The organism is Amycolatopsis sp. NPDC049691, assembly GCF_040675005.1.
In the GTDB taxonomy this organism is placed as follows: domain Bacteria; phylum Actinomycetota; class Actinomycetes; order Mycobacteriales; family Pseudonocardiaceae; genus Amycolatopsis.
Genome location: NZ_JBFANX010000004.1, coordinates 1 through 14,618, shown reverse-complemented (window position 1 = coordinate 14,618; position 14,618 = coordinate 1). Strand labels below are relative to the sequence as shown.

Sequence of the window (14,618 nt, the reverse complement as noted above, 5' to 3'; positions counted from 1 at the left end):
CGGCGTGACCAGCCCCGCCCCCAGCTCCCGCCAGCGCTGGCTGGTGCCCGTCGTGGTCGTGGTGCTCTCCGTGACCGTCGGCGCCGGCCTGCTCGCCCGCGAGCTCTACCGCCGGCCCGACCAGCCCGCCGGCGAATCCACCGCCGCCTCGGCCACGCCGTCGCCGGCCAGCAGCGGCGCCACGGCCGCGCCGGGCGCCGTCCGGATGACCGACGACGCGAAGAACCACCCGCAGGCCGACGCCGTGCGCAGGCTGCTCGAGACGTACTTCCAAGCCATCAACGACAAGCAGTACTCGCTGTGGCTGCAGGCCGTCAGCGGCAAACGGGCCGCGCAGCAGTCGGCCGGCGAATGGAAGGCCGGCGTCAAGTCCACAACGGACACCGACGCCCTGGTCTACCGGATCGAACGCGGCGCCAACGCGTCGCTGCGGGTCCTGGTGGGTTTTACGAGCAGGCAGAGTCCCCAGGACGGCCCGAAGGACCTCCAGGAGGACTGCATCAAATGGCGGCTGGTCCTGCCGGTCATCGCCGAGCGGGGGGCGCTCAAGATCGACACCGTCGACCCGGGGCCGGGGCCCGAGCACGAAAAATGCTGAAAAAAGGGGCCCGGCCGAAGCCGGGCCCCTTTTTTCGACGGTGAACGCTCAGGCCGCCGGGGTGAACAGCAGCGCGGTGTTGTGCCCGCCGAAGCCGAACGAGTTGCTGATCGCCGCGGTCAGCTCCACCTTGCGCGCCTCGCCCGACACGACGTCCAGCTGCACCCGCGGGTCCAGGTCGGTCAGGTTCAGCGTCGCCGGCACGATGCCGTTGTAGAGCGCGAGGATCGTGATGATCCCCTCGACCGCGCCGGCCCCGCCGACGAGGTGGCCCAGCGAGCCCTTCGGCGCCGTCACGACCGGGTGTTCCCCGATCGCGTTGCGGATCGCCGCCGCCTCGCCGATGTCACCGACCACAGTGGACGTCGCGTGGGCGTTCACGTGCCCGACGTCCGCCGGGGTCACGCCGGCCATCTTCATGGCCGCGCGCATCGCGGCGATCTGGCCGATGCCCTCCGGGTGGTTGCCCGTGATGTGGTAGGCGTCGGAGGTGATGCCGTGCCCGGCGAGCGTCGCGTAGATACGCGCCCCGCGGGCCTTCGCCTGGTCCGCGCGCTCGAGGATGACCACGCCGGCGCCCTCGCCGAGGACGAAGCCGTCGCGGCTCGCGTCGAACGGCCGCGACGCGCTTGCCGGGTCGTCGTTGCGCGTGGACACCGTGCGGGCCTGGGCGAACCCGGCCAGCGTGATCGGGTGGATGCACGCTTCGGCGCCCCCCGCGATCACGACGTCGGCGCGGCCGGAGCGGATCATCTCCACCCCGCTCGCGATGCCCTCGGCACCGGAAGCGCAGGCCGAGGCCGGGGAGTGCACCCCGGCCCGCGCCTTCAGGTCGATGCCGACGTGCGCGGCCGGGCCGTTCGGCATCAGCATCGGCACGGTCAGCGGCGACACCTTGCGGAGACCCTGCTGGTGCAACAGGTCGTTCTGGGTGAGCAGGGTGACCGGGCCGCCGATGCCGGTGCCGATCGACACGCCGAGGCGGTCGGGGTCCACGTCGGTGTGCTCGTCGGTCGGCTCGGTGTACCCGGCGTCGGCCCACGCCTGGCGGGCGGCGATCAGCGCGACCTGCTCGCAGCGGTCCAGCCGGCGGGCCTGGACCCGCGGCAGGACCTCGGCCGGGTCGACGGCCAGCTGGCCGCCGATCTTGACCGGCAGCTGCAGCTCCTCGACCCAGTCGGCCTCGATCGTCCGGACACCGCTCCGCCCGGCCAGCAGACCGTCCCAGGTGGACTGCACGTCCCCGCCGAGCGGTGTGGTGGCGCCGAGACCGGTGATCACGACGTCGATGTTGCTCATGGGAGTCTCCTCAAGGAGGGAAGAGGACTTACTTCGAGTTGGCCGACACGTAGTTCACCGCGTCGCCCACGGTCTTGAGGTTGGCGAGCTCGTCGTCCGGGATCTTGACGCCGAACTTGTCCTCGGCCTGCACGGCGATCTCGACCATCGACAGCGAGTCGATGTCCAGGTCGTCCACGAACGACTTCTCGGCGGTGACGTCGTCCTGAGCCACACCGGCCACCTCTTCGACGATCTCGGCGAGGCCGGCGAGGATCTCAGCGTTGTCAGCCATGGGGTTGTTCCCTTCTCGGTCTTTCTGGGGGTCTGTTGCCCTCGGGCGAATGCCCGCGGGGAGCGTAACGGTGATCAGGGGCAGACGAACGCCTGCCCGGCGTAGGACAGGCCCGCGCCGAACCCGACCGCCAGCACCACGTCGCCCGGCTTCGCCGTCCCGGCCTTGCGCATGTGGTCCAGCGCGAGGGGGATGGACGCCGACGAGGTGTTGCCGGAGTACTTGATGTCGTCGGCGACGACCATGTCCTCGCGGGCGCCGTTGGCCCGCAGCTTCTTCGCGATCGCCTCGACGATGCGCAGGTTCGCCTGGTGCGGGATCAGCACGTCCACATCGGACGGCTTGAGCCCGGCGGCCTCCAGCGCCCGCATCGCGATCGGCGCGATCTTCGTGGTCGCCCACCGGAAGACCGACTGGCCCTCCTGGTAGATGTACTTGTCGTCGCGCATGTAGATCAGGTCGACCAGGTCGCCCGCGCTGCCCCAGGTGACCGGCCCGATGCCCGGTTCGTCGGACGCGCCGACGACCGCGGCGCCCGCGCCGTCGGCGAAGATGATCGCGTTGGCGCGGTCGACCGGGTCGACCGAGTCGGTGAGCTTCTCCGCGCCGATGACCAGGACCTTCTTCGCCGAGCCCGCCCGGATGAGGTCGGAGGCGACGCCGAGGCCGTAGCAGAACCCGGCGCACGCGGCGTTGAGGTCGAACGCGCCGGGGCTGGGGATGCCGATCCGTGCCGCGACCTGGGCGGCGGCGTTCGGGATCAGCGTCGGCATGGTGCAGTTCGGCAGGATCACCGTGTCCACTTCGGACGGGTCGACCCCGGCGTCGGCGAGCGCGGCGGTGCCGGCGGCGACGGCGAAGTCGGTGAGGGACTCGTCCTTCTCGGCGAACCGGCGCTCGATGATGCCGACGCGGTCACGGATCCACTGGTCGTTGGTGTCCATGATCTGCGACAGGTCGTCGTTGGTGACGATCTTGTCCGGCTGCGCGCTGCCGATGCCCAGCACGCGGCTGCCGCGGGAGCCGGCGTTGAGGCTCAGAGTGGGTCGGTCGGTCACGAGGCGTCCTCCTGGCGCAGCGCGGCCAGCTCGGCCGGCGTCTTCAGCGCGGTGGTAGTGGTGACGACGCCCTTGAGCTGGCGCTTGACCAGGCCGGTCAGCGTGCCCGCGGGCGCGAGTTCGACGGTGCGGGTGACGCCGAGGGACACCAGGCCGTCCATCGTCAGGTCCCAGCGGACCGACCGGGTTACCTGCGCGACCAGGCGGTCGAGGTACTCGGCGCCGCTGGTGACGACCGCGCCGTCGGCGTTCGACAGCAGCGGGCGCGTCGGGTCGGCCGGGGTCAGCTCGGCGGCGTGGGCGCGCAGCGCCTCTTCCGCGGGAGCCATGTACTGCGTGTGGAACGCGCCGGCGACCTTGAGGGCGCGGACCTTCGTGCCTTCCAGGGGCTCGGCGACGATCTTCGCGATGGCGTCGGCGGCACCGGAGGCGACGATCTGCCCCGCTCCGTTGCGGTTCGCCGCGGTCAGGCCGTGCTCTTCCAGCCACGCGACGACCTGCTCGGGGTCCCCGAGCATGACCGCGGCCATCGACGTCGGTTCCAGCGCGCACGCCTTCGCCATCTCGGCGCCCCGGACGGCGGCCAGCGCGACGGCGTCTTCGGGCTTCAGCACCCCGGCGATCGCGGCCGCGGCGAGCTCGCCGACGGAGTGCCCGGCGACCGGCGCGTCCGCGGGGACCGGCGCGGTGGCCTGGAGGTGCTCGAAGGTGAGCAGCGACAGCGCGACGATCAGCGGCTGCGCGACGGCGGTGTCCTGGATCTCGTCGGCGTCCGCCTCGGTGCCGAGGCGGAGCAGGTCGAGGCCCGCGCGCTCGGACCAGCGCGCGACGCGCTCGCGCGCGCCGTCGAGGTCGAGCCAGGGCGTGAACATACCGGGGGCCTGGGACCCCTGACCGGGAGCGAGGACTGCTGCTGTCACCCTTCAAGACAACACGGGAAAGGGGGTTTCCCGGGATGCCGACGCTCACAGTGTCTGCCCGGCGTCTTTGTCGGAAACCTCCAAAGACGCGCCGCAGAAGCTCGCGCGTAACCCGGATGCCTTGTCGGGTTCAATCACCTTTCGCTGTTAAGTCCATCACGTGACGCCCGTCTCGGGAAGGCCGGTCAGCCCAGCTTTTCGGCGAGCGCGACGACGAGGCCCTCGGGCCCGCGGACGTAGGCGAGCCGGTGGCTGCCGTCGTACTCGACCAGTTCGCCCAGGAGCTCCGCACCGTGCGGGCGCAGCCGGGCGAGGACGTCGTCGAGGTCGTCGACGGCGAACATGATCCGCCGCATCCCGAAGGCGTTGACCGGTTCGGCCGGCCCGGCGGCGGGCGCAGCCGGGCTGTGGAACTTCATCAGCTCGAGCCGGCCGTGGCCGTCCGGGGTGCGCACCACGGCCAGGTCGCACCGGACACCCTCGAGCGCGACGAGGCGGTCCACGTCCGGTCCGCCGACCGTGGCCTCGCCCTCCGGTTCGAGGCCGAGTTCGACGAAGAAGGCGACGACGGCCGCCAGGTCGTCGACCACGATGCCGACGTTGTCCATCCGCTGGATCGTCATGATTCACTCCCGGGTCGCGTGGTTGCTTTCGCGCCGGGGACGGAGCCGGTGCCGCGTTCTCGACAGCCCCGGGTCACCAGATTCCGCGGGCCCTCGCCAGCCGCCCGACGGTGAGCGCGATCCGCAGCACCAGCGCGTCCCGCGGGTCCGTGGCCTGGCAGCCCGTCAGGTCCGCCGCCTTCCGCAGCCGGTAGCGGACCGTGTTCGGGTGGACGAACAGCGTCTTCGCGCACGTCTCCAGCACCCCGCCGCTCTCGAGGTACGCCTCGACCGTGCGCTGCAGCGTCGGGCCTGCCTCCTCCAGCGGCCGCGCGATCGTGTCCACCAGCAGGCGCTCCGCCTCCGCGTCGCCGGACAGCGCCCGCTCCGGCAGCAGGTCCGCCGACCGGACCGGCCGGGGCGCGCCCGGCCAGCCGACCACCGCGCGCAGCCCCGACAGCGCCTCGATCGCGCTGTGGTGCGCTTCGGCCAGCGTCGGCACGGTCGGGCCCGCCACCACCGGGCCGTCGGCGAACGCCACCGACATCCGGGCGAGGATCTCGCGTTCCTTCGTACCGCCGTCGGTCGGGCCGCCGACCACGACCACCAGCCGGGACCCCTGGACCGACAGCAGCACCGGGCGGCCGACGCGGGCCGCGCGGCTGCGGACCTCGAACACCACCGTCGGCGGGTCCTCCGACGGCGGGTTGCCCACCAGGACCGTCGCGTTCGCCGACGGCTCCCAGCCCAGCGCCGTCGCGCGCGAGAGCACGGACTCCTCGGCGTCGCCGCGGACGATCCCGTCGACGACCAGTGCCTCGAGCCGGGCGTCCCACGCGCCGCGCGCTTCCGCCGCCGCCGCGTAGGAGTTGGCCGCCGCGAACGCGATTTCCCGGCCGTAGCGCAGGATTCCCTCGATCAGCGCCGCGCGTTCGGCCTCGTTCGCCGCGAACTCGGGCAGCTGCTCCTCGAACACCTCGATGGCCAGGCGCACCATGGCGACCGCCTGGCGCAGGCTGACCCACCGCGACAGCTCGGCCGGCGCGTCGCGGAAGGCCTCGGTCGTCAGCTGCAGGGCGCCCTTCGAGTCCCGCAGCCAGTCGACGAAGCCCGCGGCGCCGGCCTGGGTGATCAGCAGCACGCTCGCGCGCTGGTCCGCGGGCAGCCGGCCGAACCACGTCAGCCGCCGCTCCATCACCGCGACGCTCGCGCTCGCCAGGCTGCCGGACGCGTGCTCCAGCCGCCGAAGCGTCTTCGCGGAGAGCCCGTGGTGCTTCGGCACCCGGCGCGGGGCGGTGGTTCCATCCATGGCGGACGCGATCCTACGTGCTCCGCAACTTTCGTAGCCGCTGGTGGCAACGCCCGGTGGTAGGCGGTGCGTGTACGCACTGCCTAGGATCGCGGGCGGGGGAAATCAGGGACGAACGGGGGAACCGGAATGACCGGTTTAGAGATCGACAGGGTCTCCAAACGCTACGGCGACGTGGTCGCGTTGCGGGAAATGACGTTCGACGTCCGGCCCGGCGAGCTGTTCGGCTTCGTCGGGAGCAACGGCGCCGGAAAGACCACGACCATGCGCATCGCGCTCGGCGTGCTGTCCGCCGACGGCGGCGAAGTCCGCTACGACGGCGAGCCGGTGACGCACGAAACCCGCCGCCACATCGGCTACATGCCCGAAGAACGCGGCCTCTACCCGCGGATGAAGGTCGCCGAGCAGCTGACCTACCTCGCGCGGCTGCACGGCATGCCCACCGCCGACGCGCGGAAGTCGGCGGAGAAGTGGACCGAACGGCTCGGCGTGGCCGGCCGCCGCGACGACGAGGTGCAGAAGCTGTCGCTGGGCAACCAGCAGCGCGTCCAGCTGGCCGCGGCGCTGGTGCACGAGCCGCGGATCCTGGTGCTCGACGAGCCGTTCTCCGGCCTCGACCCGGTCGCGGTGGACGTGATGAGCCAGGTGCTCAAGGAAAAGGCCGCCGAGGGCGTGCCGGTCGTGTTCTCCAGCCACCAGCTCGACCTCGTGGAGCGGCTGTGCGACCGGGTCGGGATCGTCCGGAGTGGACAGATGGTCGCCAAGGGGACGGTGGACGAGCTGCGGACCGGTGGCGCGGTGCGGCTGCGCGTCGACGCGCCCGAGGCCGCCGACGGCTGGACCGACGGCCTGGCCGGGGTCAAGGTGCTCGGCCGGACGGGCCCGGTGACCGAGCTCGAGCTGGGCGACGGCGCCGACGACCAGGCGGTGCTCAAGGCCGCGCTGGCCACCGGGCCGGTGCGCGAGTTCGCGCGTGAGCAGCCTTCGCTGACCGAGCTGTTCCGTTCCGTCGTGACCGAGGAGGTCCCCGCATGAGCACCCCGGTCCCGGACGTCCGGATGAGCCCGCTTTCCGCGGTGGGGCTGGTCGCCTCCCGCGAGATCACCACTCGCGTCAGGTCGAAGGCGTTCCGCGTCGCCACGGTCGTCATGCTGCTGCTGATCGTGGTCGGCATCGTGCTGCTCAAGCTGCTCTCCGGCGGCAGCGGTGCCGACGCGAAGGTCGGCTTCACCGCGGCCACGGCCGGGTTCTCGGCGCCGTTGAAGGCGTCCGGGCAGGCCGTCGGCGAGAACATCGAGACCTCGCAGGTCGCCGACGAGGCGGCCGGGCGCGCGAAGCTGGCCGACGGTTCGCTCGACGCGCTGCTCACCGGCGACGGCAAGAGCGTGCACGTCCAGGTGAAGAAGGACCTCGACGGCAAGCTCGCGAACGTCCTGCAGCTGGTGGCCCGCCAGGTCGCGCTCGACCAGCAGATCACCGCGCTCGGCGGGAACCCGGCGCAGTTCCAGAGCGCCGTCGCGAGCGCGAAGTTCGTCGAGGACCCGCCGCTGGAGGAGCCGTACCCCTACAACGGCGCGCAGCTCGGGCTGGGCATCGCCGCGGGCATCCTCATCTACCTCTCGCTGATGATCAACGGCCAGAGCGTCGCGCAGGGCGTCGTCGAGGAGAAGACCTCCCGGGTCGTGGAGCTGCTGCTGTCGACGATCAAGCCGTGGCAGCTGATGGCCGGGAAGGTGCTCGGCATCGGCGTGGTGGGGCTGATCCAGATGCTCGTGATCGGCGTGGGCGGCCTGGTCACGGTGACGGCGACCGGGGCGTTGCCGGACCTGTCGCTGTCCTCGGCGGTCGGGACCGTCGTGTGGCTGATCGTCTGGTACCTGCTCGGGTTCTTCATGTACTCGATCGTGTTCGCCGCGCTGGGCGCGCTGGTTTCGCGGCAGGAAGACGTCGGCGGCGCGACGATGCCGGCGCTGATGTTCGTGATCGCCGGGTACGTGATCGGTATTTCGGTGCTGCCGTCGAACCCGGGCAGCACGTTCGTCGAGGTGCTTTCCGTGATTCCGGTGTTCGCGCCGACGCTGATGCCGATCCGGCTGGCGATGGGCGGGGTTCCGGTGTGGGAGGCCGCGTTGTCGGTGTTGCTGGTGGTGCTGATGATTCCGGGGTTGATCTGGCTGGCCGCGCGGATCTACCGGAATGCGGTGATGCGCACCGGCGCGAAGGTGAAACTGCGCGACGCCCTGCGCGCGGCCTGAGGATTTCGTACGCCCCGGGTAAATGCTCGAGGCCGCCCGGCGCTCGCGGTTTTCGCTGCGCCGGACGGCCTCGTCTCCCCGGTCCCCACCGGTGAAACCAGTATGGCCACGGGTGATCTTCGCGCGCCAGTCGTCTCACTCGATCGTGGGGCGCACGAGTTGCCGCCCCTGGGTACTTGATCGACGATCCGGTGCAAATCCGTGGAGGGAGTCGGTATGGGCGAGCAACTGAAGGACGGGCTCGGGCAGGCGTGGAACATGGTGGCCACGTTCGTCCCGAAACTCGTGGGTTTCCTGATCATCCTGCTGATCGGCTGGCTGATCGCGAAAGCCGTCTCGAAAGCGCTGGGGCTGGTCCTCGCGAAAGTCGGGTTCGGCAAACTGGTAGAGAAAACCGGGCTGAGCGGAAAGGTCGGCCAGCAGAAGATCGACGCGACCGGGATCCTCGTGAAGCTGGTCTACTACTTCGTCCTGCTGATCGCGCTGCAGCTGGCGTTCGGTGTCTTCGGGCCGACGAACCCGGTGAGCCAGCTGCTCAACGACATCATCGCGTTCCTGCCGCGGATCGTGGTGGCGCTGGTGCTCGTGGTGGTCGCCGCGGCGATCGCGAAGGTCGTGCGTGACGTCGTTTCGTCCGCGATGTCCGGCCGCCCGGCCGCCCGCCCGCTGGCGCTGGGCGCCTACTGGCTGATCATGGCGTTCGGCATCATCGCGGCGCTCGGCCAGATCAACGTCGCGACGATGATCACCGGCCCGGTGCTGATCGCGGTGCTGGCGACGATCGGCGGCGTGATCGTGGTGGGCTTCGGCGGTGGCCTGATCAAGCCGGCGCAGGACCGCTGGCGCGGCTGGATCGCGAACATGGAGCACCAGATGGAGACGCCGAAGCAGCGCAGCGGCGAAATGGGCACGAGCGCGCCGCCGCGCGCGACGGTCGGCGCGGACAACACGCCGACCCCGCCGGCGGGCACCCCGCGTCCCCAGGTCTGAGCCCGGCGGAACGAGGAAGGCCGCCGGCCTCCGCAAGCCGTGAACGGTCCCTAGAGGGCCGTTCACGGCTTACGCTGGGGTGATGGGGGTCGTGGCGGCGCTCTGGCGCTATCCGGTGAAGTCGATGGCGGGGGAACGGCTGACCGAGGCGGCCGTCGGCGAGCGCGGTCTCGACGGCGACCGCCTCTACGCCGTGCGGGATGCCGACGGCAAGCTGGGCAGCGGCAAGGACTCCCGCCGGTTCCGGCGGATGCCCGGCCTGCACGCGTTCGCCGCGCGGTACGACGGCGACGTCCCGGTGGTGACCTTCCCGGACGGGCGCGTGCTCCGGGGCAGCGAAATCACGACGGAAATCGCCGAGGTCCTGGGCCTCCCGGGCGTCGAGCTCGCGAAGGAAGCCGACGTCCCGCACCACGACGAGGCACCGCTGCACCTGGTCACGACGTCGTCACTGGCGTGGCTGGCCGAGCGCGCGCCCGGCGTCGCGCTCGACGAGCGGCGGTTCCGCGCCAACGTCCTGCTCGACACCGGCCCGGCGCCGGAGCTCGCCGAAGACGCGTGGGTGGGGGAGCGGATCCGGATCGGCGAGGTCGAACTGGAGGTCCTCCGCAAGGCGGTCCGCTGTGTGATGGTCGGCCTGCCGGCCGACGGGTTACCGGCCGCGCCCGGGTTGCTGAAGACGATCTCCGACGCGAACGATCTGACGTTCGGCGTCCAGACCCGCGTGGTCCACGGCGGGACGCTCCACCTCGGCGACGTCCACGAGGTGGGATGTTCCGCGGCTCACAGTCTCTAGGGAATTCACCCCCTCCGGAGCATGTTTGATGCGGTAGGACGAAAGGGGCGTCACGTGGATTTCCTGCTGCACCACGGAATCACGGTGCTCGGTCAGTGGATCTCGATCGCGGAGCTCGCCGGGCAGGTGTTCGCGCTCGCCGTCGTGTTCCTCGCGCAGCGTCGCACCCTGTGGACGTGGCCCGTGCAGGTCGGGGCCACCGTGCTGCTCTTCGCCGTCTACGCCTCCGCGCACCTCGGCGGGCTCGCCGCCCGCCAGGTCGCCATCCTCGCCATCTCCGTCTACGGCTGGTGGGCCTGGACCCGCCGCCAGGACCCGGTCTTCGGCGTCGTCGTCCGGCAGGGCCGGCTCGCCGAACGGCTGGCCATGCTGGGCGCCTTCGTCGCCGGCACCACCGTGATGGCCCTGGTCCTCGACGCGCTGAACGCCTCTTGGGCGCCCTGGCCGGACGCCGCCATCTTCGTCGGCACCCTCGTCGCCTTCGGGGCGCAGGGCGCCGGGCTGGTGGAGTTCTGGCTGGTCTGGCTGGTCGTCGACGCGATCGGCGTGCCGCTGCAGATCTCGTCCGGGCTGTACTTCTCGGCCGCGATCTACATCGTCTTCGCCGGGCTCGTCGTCCACGGCTGGTGGAGCTGGAACCGCTCGGCCAAGCGCGTCGCCGGACGTCAGGTCATGGCAGCATCCAGCTGAGCACCGCCGTGCTCTGCCCGAGCACGATCAGGCACATCACCAGCAGCAGCCCCACGCTCCACGGCAGCACCTTCCGCAGCAGCTTGCCCTCCTCACCGGGCAGGTTCGCCGCCACGCAGGCGATCGTGAGGTTCTGCGGGGAGACCATCTTGCCGAGGACGCCGCCGGAGCTGTTGGCCGCGGCCAGCAGGTCCGCGGCCAGGCCCGTCTTGTTCGCCGCCGTCACCTGCAGCGCGCCGAAGAGCGCGTTCGCCGAGGTGTCCGAGCCCGAGACGGCGACGCCGAACCAGCCCAGCACCGGCGACAGGAACGCCAGGCCCGCGCCGGCGGCGGCGATGAACGTGCCGATCGTCGTCGTCTGGCCGGACAGGTTCATCACGTAGGCCAGCGCGAGCACGCCGGTGACGGTGAGGATCGCGAACCGCAGCTCCTTGACCGTGGCCAGCCACTCCTGCGCGGTGCCGCTCGCCGAGACGGCCAGGATCGCGGCCGTGACGAGGCCGGCCAGCAGCACGAGCGTGCCGCCGGTGTTGAGGAACGGCAGCGAGAACGTGTTGCCGGACACCGGTTTCCCGTTCGGGCCGGCGACGTTCAGGCCCGGCCAGTGGAACTTCCAGGTCGCCTTGTCCAGCAGCTTCTTGACCGGCGGCAGGACGGCGATGGAGAAGATCACGATGATCAGCGCGTAGGGCAGGTACGCCTTCACGACGTCGTTGCGGGAGTCCTCCGGCGGCGCCTCCCCGGTCGCCGTCCCGCCCATGCCGATCCGGACGGCCTCGGGCACCGCGCGGCGGGTCTGGGGGAGGGCGACCAGCGCGGCGGCGCCGGCCAGCGCGGCCCCGATGTCGGCCAGCTGCGGCGCCACGTAGTTGGACGCGAGGAACTGCACGAGCCCGAACGCGACCCCGCAGACCAGCGCGGGCAGCCAGGTGTTCTTCAGGCCGCGCTTGCCGTCGACGATGATCACCAGCAGCAGCGGGACGACCAGCGCGAGCAGCGGCGTCTGGCGGCCGACGATCGAGGAGACCTCCTGCAGCGGCAGGCCGGTGACCTGGGCCAGGGTGACGACGGGCGTGCCCATCGCGCCGAACGCGACCGGCGCGGTGTTCGCGACGAGCGCGACGACGGCGGCCTTCACCGGGTGGAAGCCGACGGCGACCAGCATGACGGCGCTGATCGCGACCGGCGCCCCGAAACCGGCCAGCGCTTCCATGAGGGCGCCGAAGCAGAAGGCGATGATCAGCGCCTGGATCCGCGGGTCGTCGGAGATCCGGCCGAACGAGCGGCGCAGGACGTCGAAGTGGCCGGTCCGCACGGTGAGCCGGTAGATCCACAGCGCGTTGACGACGATCCACATGATCGGCCACAGCCCGAACGCGGCGCCCTGCAGCGCGCCGGAGACGGCCTGGACGACCGGCATGCCGTAGGCGGCGATCCCGACGACGAGCGCGACGAGCAGCCCGATCAGGGCGGCGTGGTGCGCCCGCATCCGGACGGCGCCGAGGAGCACGAGGACGGTGGCGAGCGGCAGCACGGCGACGAGCGCCGACAGGCCGAGCGAACCGAGGGGAGTGAGATCCTGCACGAACACGGGCGACCTCCGTTTTCCACGATGCGAAAACGGCCTTTCGGCGGGTGCCCGAGATCTTCGTCACAAACCGGTCGGTCCGTCAAGAACTTGAGTCCGGTTGGCCCAACGGGTCAGCACTTCACGGCTTCGGCAGCACGGCGAGGGCGGTCTCGGCGATCGCCCGGATCCCGGCCGGCTCGACGCCGCCCTTGCCCAGTGCTTCGAGCCCGCGCAGGACGGCCAGCACCAGGCCGGCGAGCCGCGCCGGGTCCTCGCTCGCGGCGAGGTCGCCCGCGCGCTGCGCCCCCGCGATGCACGCCGTCAAGTAGTCCTGCAGGTCGCGGAACGCCCGCGCGGTCCGCGTGGCGACGGCCTCGTCGTGCTCCGCGCATTCGGCGGCGCCCTTCGCCATCAGGCAGCCGCGGCGCTCCCGGTCGGCGACGACCGACTCGGCGATCGCGTGCACGTGGTCCTGCAGCCGCTGGTACGCGGTGTCATCGGGGCCTTCGAGCCGGCGCCGCACGCCGTCGGTCGACTCGGTGCAGTAGTAGTCGTAGACGCGCAGGTAGAGCGCGTGCTTGTCGCCGAAGGCGCCGTAGAGGCTGCCCTTGCCGAGGCCGGTCGCGGCGGCGAGGTCGTCGACCTTCGTGCCGGCGTACCCGTGTTCCCAGAACTGGTCCCTGGCCGCGCGCAGGACCGCTGCCTCGTCGAAGCTCCGGGGTCTCGCCATGGGATCAGGCTACCCATTCTTGACTATCTCGTCCAGAACGGCGTACGTTCTGGACGAGATAGTCAAGAACTTGGAGGGCATCGTGCAGCTGGAGAACAAGACGGCCGTCGTCACCGGTGGCGGTACCGGCATCGGGCTGGCCATCGCGAAGCGGTTCGCGGCCGAAGGGGCGCACGTCTTCATCACCGGGCGCCGCAAGGAGGTGCTCGACGACGCTGTGGCGGAGATCGGCGGCAGCGTGACCGCGATCCGGGCGGACTCGGCGAACCTGGCCGACCTCGACGAGGTCTACCGCGCCGTCGCCGACCGCGGCCGCGGCCTGGACGTTGTCGTGGCCAACTCCGGCGGCGGCAGCTTCGCCCCGCTCGGCGAGATCACCGAGGAACAGTTCGACACGACGTTCGGCACCAACGTCAAGGGCGTGCTCTTCGCCGTGCAGAAGGCGCTGCCGCTGCTGAACGCGAACGCGTCGATCATCCTCACCGGCTCGACGACGTCGACGCGGGTCGGCCCGGCCTTCAGCGTCTACGCGGCGACGAAAGCCGCGGTGCGCAACTTCGCGCGCAGCTGGGCGGTCGACCTGAAGGGGACGGGCACGCGGGTCAACGTCCTGAGCCCGGGACCGACGCGCACCCCGGGCCTGCTGGGCCTGGTGCCCGCCGAGGAGCAGCAGGGCCTGGTCGACGGCCTCGTGGCGGACGTCCCGCTGGGCCGCCTCGGCGACCCTTCGGAGATCGCGGCTGCGGCGCTGTTCCTGGCCTCCGAGGAGGCGAGCTTCGTCAACGGCGTCGAATTCTTCGTCGACGGAGGCCAGGCGCAGGTCTAACTGTGATGTCCGGGGAGGTTGGTCAGCCGGGTGACCGGCGGCTTGCCGCCGGTTGCACTGTGGGGTCGATGATGATTGTAGAAGTGCAGCCAGCCCGGTAGCGCCGCCCGGCGCAGGCTCTCGGACGGGTAGAACCGGGCGTAGGCCCAGCCTTCGGCCAACGTGCGGTGGAATCGTTCGATCTTGCCGTTGGTTTGCGGCCGGTAGGGCCGGGTCCGTTTCGGGATGATTCCCAGGTCGGTGCAGGTGTCGCGCCAGGCATGAGATCGGTAGGCGGAGCCGTTGTCGGACAGGACCCGTTCGACGGTCACCCCACGGGCGGCGAACCAGGCGACGGCCCGGTGCAGGACTGCGGTGGCGGTGACCGCGGTTTCGTCGGCGTGGATTTCGGCGTAGGCGACGCGGGAGTGGTCGTCGATGACGGTGTGGACGAACGCGGTGCCGGTGCGTGGATTGCGGTCGGCGCCGTGGGGCAGCCCAGGGGTGGCGCGTTTGTTGCGGGCTCCTTGTTGCCGGCCGAGGTAGCGGTGTCCGCCGCCGTCGGGGATGTTGCCGAACTTGGTGACATCGACGTGGATCAGCGAACCGGGATGGTCGTGTTCGTAACGGCGCAGCGGTTCACCGGTGACCCGGTCGATCCGGGACAAGCGGTTGAGCCGGCAACGCACCAGCACCGCGTGCACGGTCGAGGCGGGCAGGCC

The 14,618-nt window shown here is 71.2% G+C and carries 16 protein-coding genes; 7 read left to right on the top strand and 9 right to left on the bottom strand.

The window, feature by feature from the left end:
* Positions 1-4: 4 nt before the first annotated feature.
* Positions 5-598 carry a hypothetical protein gene (locus tag AB0J40_RS09865; protein ID WP_364450129.1) on the top strand — a complete coding sequence of 198 codons (594 nt, stop codon included), beginning with the start codon at positions 5-7 and terminating at the stop codon, positions 596-598.
* 48 nt (positions 599-646) lie between these two features.
* On the opposite strand, the gene AB0J40_RS09860 is transcribed toward AB0J40_RS09865, so the two are convergent.
* From AB0J40_RS09860 to AB0J40_RS09835, 6 genes are all read right to left on the bottom strand, one after another.
* Positions 647-1,897 carry a beta-ketoacyl-[acyl-carrier-protein] synthase family protein gene (locus tag AB0J40_RS09860; protein ID WP_364450126.1) on the bottom strand — a complete coding sequence of 417 codons (1,251 nt, stop codon included), beginning with the start codon at positions 1,895-1,897 and terminating at the stop codon, positions 647-649.
* 28 nt (positions 1,898-1,925) lie between these two features.
* Positions 1,926-2,171, bottom strand: a complete 246-nt coding sequence (locus tag AB0J40_RS09855; protein ID WP_004559006.1) for an acyl carrier protein — start codon at positions 2,169-2,171, stop codon at positions 1,926-1,928.
* Between the two features lie 74 nt (positions 2,172-2,245).
* Positions 2,246-3,229, bottom strand: a complete 984-nt coding sequence (locus AB0J40_RS09850; protein ID WP_364450123.1) for a beta-ketoacyl-ACP synthase III — start codon at positions 3,227-3,229, stop codon at positions 2,246-2,248.
* Positions 3,226-4,149, bottom strand: coding sequence for an ACP S-malonyltransferase (locus AB0J40_RS09845; protein ID WP_364450120.1), 924 nt, complete (start codon positions 4,147-4,149; stop codon positions 3,226-3,228). Before AB0J40_RS09845 ends, AB0J40_RS09850 begins: the two co-directional genes overlap by 4 nt.
* Positions 4,150-4,334: 185 nt before the next feature.
* Positions 4,335-4,772 carry a VOC family protein gene (locus tag AB0J40_RS09840; protein WP_364450117.1) on the bottom strand — a complete coding sequence of 146 codons (438 nt, stop codon included), beginning with the start codon at positions 4,770-4,772 and terminating at the stop codon, positions 4,335-4,337.
* Positions 4,773-4,845: 73 nt separating this feature from the next.
* A complete protein-coding gene (locus tag AB0J40_RS09835; RefSeq protein ID WP_364450114.1) occupies positions 4,846-6,060 on the bottom strand; it encodes a helix-turn-helix domain-containing protein in 1,215 nt (404 codons plus the stop codon).
* A 129-nt stretch (positions 6,061-6,189) separates the two neighbouring features.
* Between AB0J40_RS09835 and AB0J40_RS09830 the strand changes: the two genes are divergently transcribed.
* From AB0J40_RS09830 to AB0J40_RS09810, 5 genes are all read left to right on the top strand, one after another.
* Positions 6,190-7,095: an ATP-binding cassette domain-containing protein gene (locus AB0J40_RS09830; RefSeq protein ID WP_364450113.1), complete on the top strand. Its 906-nt coding sequence runs from the start codon at positions 6,190-6,192 to the stop codon at positions 7,093-7,095.
* Entirely contained in the window at positions 7,092-8,315 is a 1,224-nt protein-coding gene (locus AB0J40_RS09825; protein WP_364450110.1) for an ABC transporter permease, read from the top strand. The genes AB0J40_RS09830 and AB0J40_RS09825 overlap by 4 nt, the downstream gene beginning before the upstream one ends.
* A gap of 216 nt (positions 8,316-8,531) precedes the next feature.
* Entirely contained in the window at positions 8,532-9,305 is a 774-nt protein-coding gene (locus AB0J40_RS09820; protein WP_364450107.1) for a hypothetical protein, read from the top strand.
* Between the two features lie 82 nt (positions 9,306-9,387).
* Positions 9,388-10,101 carry an MOSC N-terminal beta barrel domain-containing protein gene (locus tag AB0J40_RS09815; RefSeq protein WP_364450105.1) on the top strand — a complete coding sequence of 238 codons (714 nt, stop codon included), beginning with the start codon at positions 9,388-9,390 and terminating at the stop codon, positions 10,099-10,101.
* Between the two features lie 54 nt (positions 10,102-10,155).
* Positions 10,156-10,791 carry a nicotinamide mononucleotide transporter family protein gene (locus AB0J40_RS09810; RefSeq protein ID WP_364450102.1) on the top strand — a complete coding sequence of 212 codons (636 nt, stop codon included), beginning with the start codon at positions 10,156-10,158 and terminating at the stop codon, positions 10,789-10,791.
* On the opposite strand, the gene AB0J40_RS09805 is transcribed toward AB0J40_RS09810, so the two are convergent.
* Complete coding sequence (locus AB0J40_RS09805; protein ID WP_364450099.1) at positions 10,772-12,382, bottom strand: L-lactate permease; 1,611 nt, start codon at positions 12,380-12,382, stop codon at positions 10,772-10,774. The two genes, AB0J40_RS09810 and AB0J40_RS09805, sit on opposite strands and share 20 nt — an antisense overlap.
* Positions 12,383-12,500: 118 nt before the next feature.
* Entirely contained in the window at positions 12,501-13,091 is a 591-nt protein-coding gene (locus AB0J40_RS09800; protein WP_364450096.1) for a TetR/AcrR family transcriptional regulator, read from the bottom strand.
* Between the two features lie 70 nt (positions 13,092-13,161).
* On the opposite strand from AB0J40_RS09800, the gene AB0J40_RS09795 reads away from it, so the two are divergent.
* Positions 13,162-13,917 carry an SDR family oxidoreductase gene (locus tag AB0J40_RS09795; protein WP_364450094.1) on the top strand — a complete coding sequence of 252 codons (756 nt, stop codon included), beginning with the start codon at positions 13,162-13,164 and terminating at the stop codon, positions 13,915-13,917.
* On the opposite strand, the gene AB0J40_RS09790 is transcribed toward AB0J40_RS09795, so the two are convergent.
* On the bottom strand, positions 13,914-14,618 hold a 705-nt coding region (locus tag AB0J40_RS09790; RefSeq protein ID WP_364450091.1), incomplete at its 5' end, for an IS481 family transposase. The genes AB0J40_RS09795 and AB0J40_RS09790 overlap by 4 nt on opposite strands.